Annotated in this window: 7 protein-coding genes; 2 read left to right on the forward strand and 5 right to left on the reverse strand. The window is 29.7% G+C overall.

The annotated features are described in order from the left end of the window. A partial coding sequence (gene proS, locus RWQ73_RS07195) for a proline--tRNA ligase (RefSeq protein WP_314407660.1) occupies positions 1 to 1025 on the reverse strand: 1025 nt, incomplete at its 3' end. A 412-nt stretch (positions 1026 to 1437) separates the two neighbouring features. Here proS and recU point away from each other — a divergent pair. Continuing rightward, the gene (gene recU, locus RWQ73_RS07200; protein WP_314086105.1) at positions 1438 to 2013 is read left to right on the forward strand and encodes a Holliday junction resolvase RecU; all 576 of its coding nucleotides are present in this window, start codon (positions 1438 to 1440) and stop codon (positions 2011 to 2013) included. A 6-nt stretch (positions 2014 to 2019) separates the two neighbouring features. Continuing rightward, the gene (locus tag RWQ73_RS07205; protein ID WP_314407662.1) at positions 2020 to 4188 is read left to right on the forward strand and encodes a transglycosylase domain-containing protein; all 2169 of its coding nucleotides are present in this window, start codon (positions 2020 to 2022) and stop codon (positions 4186 to 4188) included. 31 nt (positions 4189 to 4219) lie between these two features. On the opposite strand, the gene RWQ73_RS07210 is transcribed toward RWQ73_RS07205, so the two are convergent. The 4 genes from RWQ73_RS07210 to RWQ73_RS07225 form a co-directional block, all read right to left on the reverse strand. Then, positions 4220 to 4897, reverse strand: coding sequence for an acylneuraminate cytidylyltransferase family protein (locus RWQ73_RS07210; protein WP_314407664.1), 678 nt, complete (start codon positions 4895 to 4897; stop codon positions 4220 to 4222). Positions 4898 to 5385: 488 nt separating this feature from the next. Beyond that, the gene (locus RWQ73_RS07215) at positions 5386 to 6669 is read right to left on the reverse strand and encodes an MFS transporter (RefSeq protein WP_314407665.1); all 1284 of its coding nucleotides are present in this window, start codon (positions 6667 to 6669) and stop codon (positions 5386 to 5388) included. A gap of 180 nt (positions 6670 to 6849) precedes the next feature. After that, positions 6850 to 7218, reverse strand: coding sequence for a DUF956 family protein (locus tag RWQ73_RS07220; RefSeq protein ID WP_314407666.1), 369 nt, complete (start codon positions 7216 to 7218; stop codon positions 6850 to 6852). Between the two features lie 106 nt (positions 7219 to 7324). Continuing rightward, the coding region (locus RWQ73_RS07225) for a PTS system mannose/fructose/sorbose family transporter subunit IID (protein WP_314407668.1) at positions 7325 to 7909 on the reverse strand (585 nt) is incomplete at its 5' end.

Here is a 7909-nt window from a genome sequence, read left to right on the forward strand (position 1 = left end):
TTTTTAATGCCAAATGGTCCCATGTAACCTACTACTCCACCCATAACTTCTTCAATTTCTTGTTCAGTAGCCATTTCAACTTCAGAAGTTCCTGTAGCTTTCATGAATTTAATATCATTAAGTTGATCGTTACCACGCATAAGAACTAAATAAAATTCTCCATCTGCTTTCAAAGCTAATGCTTTCATAGCACGGTTAACTTCAACACCACAGAATGCAGCGATATCATCAATAGATTGTTGATTTGGCGTTTCTAATAAACTACGCTCTTTTTTCTCAAAACCTGTAGGCATAGTGTAGTTTTGTTCAACTACCGCTGCAGTTTCAATATTTGCTGCGTAATCACTCTCTTCAGTATACACAATAGTATCCTCTCCAACTTCTGCTAAGGCTTGGAATTCGTGAGTATAACTTCCTCCGATATTACCAGAATCGGCTTTTACCGCACGATACTTAAGCTCAAATCTATCAAAGATGTTACTATATGCTTGATAATAGTCATTATATGTTTCTCTAAGTGATTCTGGTGAATCATGGAATGAATACCCATCTTTCATAATGAATTCTTTACAACGTAATAAACCTAAACGCGGACGAATTTCATCACGAAATTTAGTTTGAATTTGATATAAGTTCACTGGTAGTTGTTTATATGAAGTTACCATATTACTTACTGTTTGACAGATAATTTCTTCTGCCGTTGGACTTAATGCATATCCTGCATTTTTTCTATCTGTAACACGAATTAATTCGTCACCCATTTTATTCCAACGTCCAGATTTTTTCCAATATTCATCTGACTGCAAAATTGGCATTAATAGTTCTACAGCGCCAATTTTTTCATGTTCTTCTCTTATAACTTTCTCGATTTTTTGAATTACTTTTGTTGCTAAGGGAAGATGAGTATAAACTCCTGCAGATACCTGCTTCACCATCCCCGCTTTAATAAGCAACTTATGACTAATTGCTTCTGCAGAGGATGGTACTTCTCTTGTTGTTGGAATAAATGTTCTTGATTGTCTCATAACAATACCACCTCTCATTTTTAAAATTAATTATATTATACCACAATTAGAATAATTTTTCTCAAAAAAATAAATTTTTTTAATAATATGGTACTAAAGAATATGAATTCCATAGAAATAGTTTTACCTTTTAATCTAGAAATAATAAGCACCTTTAAATATACCTTTAATACTAATTTCATTTACTCCTATAAAATACTATCTTATACTTATAAAAAGTAAATAATGCTAATATTTTCAACTTTTTACCTATAAATAATATTTTAATTTAATTTTACATCTTATTAATATTACTTCTTAATTAATCTAAAATATATAAGTTCTAAATTTATACTAAATTTCAACTATTTGTAATTCAAATTTCTTTCATAATATAGTATAATATATAAGATAATTATTTATGGAGGGATATATGTTTAATTATCCTAATAGAAAAAGTAATTTTATTCAAAAAACAAAATATTCTAATCGTGGAATGGAACTCGAGGATGACATTAACTTTGCGAATAAATATTACTTAAATAATGATATTGCAGTAATTCATAAAAAACCTATCCCCATTCAAATAGTAGAAGTTAATTATCCTAACAGAGCAAGCGCTATGATTACTAAAGCATTTTATAAAACTCCTTCTACTACTGACTATAATGGATTGTGGAATGGTAAATATATTGATTTTGAAGCTAAAGAAACTAACTCTACTACATCATTTTCACTTAATAATATTCATGAACACCAAATTGAACACATGAAAAAAATCTTAAATCATGGAGGTATAACTTTTATCATCGTTAGATTTAAAAAAATCGATAAGACGTATATTCTTCCATTTAAACAATTTGTATTTTTTCATGAACGTGCAAAAAATGGGGGTAGAAAATCAATAAAACTTTGTGAATTTGAAGAATCTGCATTCGAGTTGTCATTTAACTATAAAATTAGATTAGATTACTTAACTATTATAAAAAATAATGAAAGTGAGTTTTAACGTCAGATGAAAACTTTATTTAAATATATTAGTTCAATCTTTTTTTCAATCTGCTTAGTGTTATTCTTTATTGTATTAATGCTATTTGCTCGTGAATTAAAAGATGTTCCTGATATTACCCAGGCTAATTTACAAGATCCGCTATCATCGGAAATTTATGATAAAAATCTTAATTTAATAGCAACAGTTGGAGCAGAAAAACGCGAATACGTGTCTATTAATGACATTCCAAAAAATATTACAGAAGCTGTTCTTACAACCGAAGACTCAAGATTCCAATCTCATATAGGTATCGACCCTATTCGTCTTATCAAAGCAGTACTTGTGAATATTCGTTCTAATTCCGCCCAACAAGGTGCAAGTACTATTACACAGCAAGTAGTAAAAAATTCATTACTTACATCTGATAAATCATTACAAAGGAAAATCCAAGAAGCATATCTGTCTCTAAAATTAGAAAATAGATACACTAAAGACGATATAATGGAAATGTATATGAATAAAATATACTATTCAGATGGTCAATATGGTGTTAAAACAGCAGCAAAGTACTTTTATAACAAGGAATTAGATCAATTAACTCTACCTCAAGTTGCACTTTTAACTGGTATGCCACAACAACCTATCTTGTATAATCCTTATGATTATCCAAAACAAGCAAAAGAGCGTCGAGATACAGTATTATACGCACTTCTTAATAATGATAAAATTACAGAAGCAGAATATAATGATGCTATTAACACACCAATTACGGATGGGATAGTAAAAAAAACAAAAGAAGAACGTGCAAACCAACATACTTACAATCCTAAGTTCGCTGCTTACATAGATCAAATTACGAAAGAATTGAAAGAAAATCAAAACTTTGAAAATATTAAAGATCCTCTTTCTATGGGATTAAAAATATACACTAATTTAAATCCAGAATTACAAATATATGTTCAAGATATGCTAGATACTCAACATGCTCCTATGAGAGCACATGCTTCTCAAGCTGCAATATCTGTTCTAGATACTAAAACAGGTCTTGTTGAAGCTATCGGTGGTGGAAAAAATTATAAAGCAGGTGGCTATAACTTTGCTGTTGATGCCCGTGTTCAACCTGGTTCATCTATTAAACCTTTAATTGACTATGCTCCAGGTATCGAATACTATGGATGGGACTCGCAAACAACATTCTCAGATACACCTTATCAAATTGCAGGAACTAATTTCTTTATTCAAAACTGGGATAGACTTTACCATGGAACAGTTTCTATGAGTAGAGCTTTATCTTGGTCTTATAATATTCCAGCGGTTCGTGCATTCGAAACAGTTGGATACGAAAGATCCAAACATTTCGCTGAAAAACTAGGTATACCTGTAACAAAAGATGAACCAACTACTGCTATTGGAGGAAACGTCGATGGCGTATCTACTCTACAAATGGCTGGTGCCTTTGCCTCATTTGGTAATAAAGGGTACTTTAATAAACCTTCTACTATAGTTAAAGTCTTTAATGCAAACGGTAAAGAATTACCTAATATTAAAGATGAACCTGTTAAAGCAATGTCAGAAGAGACTGCATATTTAATAACAAATGTATTAAAAGGTGTACTTTCTAGTAATGGTATTTCTCCAAATGGTAAAGTAGCAAACTTCGATATGGCAGGTAAGTCTGGTTCAAGTACATTTGATGATTCTGCTTACTATAATTATGGTATAGACGTTGTAAACTCTACTAAAGATAGTTGGATGATTGGTTACACAACTGACTACACAGTTGCTGTTTGGCAAGGAGCTGATATGGTAGATTCGGCTGCAAAAGCACTGTCATCAGAACAAGCACAAACTACACAAGTTATAATGGCAGATGTTATGAAAAAGGTATCAGATAAGAAAGTACCTGCTGCATTCGAAAAACCAGCTGGTATTGAAACAAAAAATGGTGTTGAATATGCTAAGCAAAGAAACACTGAAACTGACTATATGTATGCCGGTACTGATAAAGATGCTGTTTACCAAGCTGCCATTGCACAAAAACAAAGAGAAAATCGTTCACCTTTAACTACAGTATTTAATTCACTTACAAATTCTACACAATCTAATCGTACTCAAAGCCAAGCAAACTCTCGTACAGGTACCGGTAATAATAATCGAACGCCTAGTACTATTAATCAAAATACAAGAAGATAAAAAGAGAATCGCGTAACAATCGCGATTCTCTTTAATTTTCTAAAATATAATTCTTATATAACTCTTCACAAATATAAAAATCAATTTCATCATCTATATCAAAACTAAAAATCTTTTCCATTTCATAAACCTTCGTTTTTTTTGTATAAAAAGTTTTATCTCTTAAATAATTATTTTTTGTCGACATCCATATTGAACCGTTAGGATAAATATTAATTGGTTCATCTTGCCTTCTATAATCTCCTCCATGTCGTGAAGGTAGTAAATAACCATCATTTAAATTCATAAACAAACTCTTACTATATTTCAGTTCGCTAAAAGACACTATATGATCACAATCCTTGAACATTTTAATAACTTCTTTTATATGCTCAATCTTTCTAAGTGGCGAGGTTACTTGTAAATTCATAAATATAAAATCTTCTTTTATATTATTAAATAGGCACTCCAGTGTTTCATATGTTGTTGAAGAATCTGCTGCTACTTCTTTATTTCGAATTATATATTTACATTGTTCTCCGTATTCTTCTTTACATATATCTAAATATACTTGAGAATCAGAAGAAATCCATATCTCATCAAATAGTCCACTATTAATGGCTATGTCTATTGTATAAAAACATAAAGGTTTCCCACAAAATAACTTAATATTTTTATCTACTAATCCTTTTGAGTTTTTTCTTATTAGAATTATCGCTATTTTTTTCAATTTTATACCACTTTCTTATTTCCTATTATTTCTTCTTTCACTGTCAATTATATCATCTTAATGTATTCAATACCATAGCTTCAATATATTAAAAATGTAATTGATTTAAAACCCTTACTATAACTCACAATAATACCCCTTTTACTGGTTTATCACCAATAAAAAGGGTACATATGAAGTTATCACTACTAATATTTTAAGCTATTATTATTTTTATATATTTTAGAAATTAAATCCCTCATAATTTTGTATTTTATAATATAGAATTTATAGTTAAACTTTGCATGCTAGGTTTTACAAAAGTATAATATCCTGTAGTTAGCGCTGATGCTCCTACTACTCTAATTAATGCTGTTTTTTTGATTTTACCCATTCAGTTGCTCCTCTATTACTATTTACTGCTAATCATAATATATTTTAAGTATATACCTAACTAATCTGAATTCAAAAAAATCTTTAGAGGGAAATTCACCTCTAAAGACTTTAAATTATTTTTTAGGTCTAGTTTCTGGCAGTATCAAAACAAAAATTATATAAATCATACTACCCAATAAATAAAATAGAATCGATACATTATAACCCAGATTATTCAATACTAAACTCCATGAAAAGTTAAGTAATGTATATATTGCATATCCGAATGCCCAGAATATTCCGAACATAATTGTTAATCTTTGAGAATTCATTTTAGGTAATTCGTAAGGTAAGTTTAAATATACCGGATATTGTGAATACATAAAGAAACCTGATAAGCTAAACATAACGTATGATAATACGGTATTAGTAGAAACTAACATCAATCCTAATGCCATAAATCCTATCATTAAAATACCATGAGCTATTAAGAAGGGTTTTCTTCTGAAATTTAATTTTCTCGTTACTAGTAGACTAAATATTGTTCCCGAAATTCCTCCAAGAGTTACAGTTAATATCATAAACTCAGGCTTGAATTGTGGATTATGAGCGTGTTCTGCTACTACTCTTGGCAGTGAGACCAATGGCATAACATATAAGAACAGGAAACCACCGAATCCTAAAGAAAATACATAAATAAATTTATCTTTAAATCCGTCAGCATATGTGTACTTTTTCGTTTCTTCTTCATGTAATATTTCTTTTGACTCTATTAATAATTTATAAACAAAATAGTTTGGGTGTTTCCATGTAATTGTCGGCTCAAAGTCATGAGAATAAATTAACCAACAAATAAATAATAATATACTAAATATACTGAATCCAATCATTGTATAATGCCAATCTACTATGAATTGCTCTTTAAATATTAAAAATAAAATTGCTACCAGTGCAGCTCCTACATTATAAGCTGCTGTTATTATTGCACTAGTCATTATTTTTTTATCATTTGGAATGAATTTAGCTACAAAAGAATTTATAAATACAATTATCATTGATCCACCAAATGCCATTATCATTCTTGAAATTGTATATAACCAATAGTTATGTGTAAAAATTGCAAAGAATGAAAAACATAAGCAAAATAGTGCTAAAATTACAGCTTTTTTTGGGTGCAATTTTATTAGTATAAATGCTGCTAATAAATTAGCTATAATTCTTGCTATTGTTATTGTATAGTTTACTACTTCCGAAATTATAGGTGAAACTTTTTGACCATTAAAGTAGTGATCCGTTATTTGCTTCGATAAGTTTGATCCCGCTACCCAGTTTATTGCAAATACTACATATGCAGTAATAAGAATTACAAACATTAAAACCCCTTGCTTTCGACTAGGAGAATTTGATGATATTTCCATTATTGTACCTCTTTCTTTATTATAAAATACTACAATTTCCTACTGTTATAATACTGATTATTTTAATACAATAATAGTGTAATATAAAATACATGAAAATTCAAGAAAAATTTAAATTTTACAGTCGTTTTCATGAAAAAAATCTTGTTTACAGAAATAAAAAAGACTAATATCTAAGTATTAATCTTTCTTCTTGAATAAGTTTTTTAGCGACAGCGCTGGTTTATTTCTTACTATCTTCTCATTTCCTAAAAACTCTCTCATCTCTTTTAAACATTTACCAGAATTCTTGACAATAAAGTTGAAACTCCCTGATTTTTTTGTATCTATAAAAAATCCACGGATATACTTATCTCTAAAGAATATTTGAGCTCGTACTTTATCTATTTCTGTCCAAGGTATCTGAATATAATCTTCTGGATTTCTATGATTATAAAACTCAAATGCCTTATCCCCTATCATAACATCACCATGTTTATTTCCTATAGATCCAGTTAAACAATTAGCTTTAGATGTATAAACTACTTTTGAATTCATCGACATTACCATAAGTTGTTCTCCTTTATACTCAATTATAATAATTTCAAACTATATTTAACATTTTATCTTTAAAAAAAGGAAGTTGAGATATTTAGACTCAACCTCCTAAACTTTATTACATTACACCTGCTACGTGAGCAACAACTCCTAAAGCGAATAATCCGAAGATTATTACCACTGGGCTTACTTTACGTTTTAATAACCACATACATACGAATGTTAATAATAACGCTGCAAATCCAGGAATAAGTTGATTTAAGTTATCTTGTAACGTTGTAACTTTTTCTGGTGTTAATGAGAATTTACCGCTTGTTGCTTTTGTAACAATATCTTGTAATACTTCACCAGTTATGTGTGTACCTTTTTCTGGGAAATGAACAAAAGCTTTTTCGTCTAATTGTACTTTAGAAACAACTAATGGGAAACTAATGTTAGTCCAACGTTGAACTAAAATACCCATTACGAACATACCCAGGATTGAAGCTCCTTTTGTAATTGTTTGTAAAATACCACCTGAAAGGTCGCTAGTGATTTCTGAACCTTTTTTATAACCAAATTCTTGTGTATACCATAAGAATCCAATACGAATTAAGTTCCATGCGATAAAGAAGAATAATGGTGCAATAATTGAACCACCAGTTGCTAATGAAGCTGCAATAGCTCCAAGGATAGGACGAACTGTAAACCAGAATACTGGATC

The organism is uncultured Gemella sp., assembly GCF_963525875.1.
GTDB lineage: Bacteria > Bacillota > Bacilli > Staphylococcales > Gemellaceae > Gemella.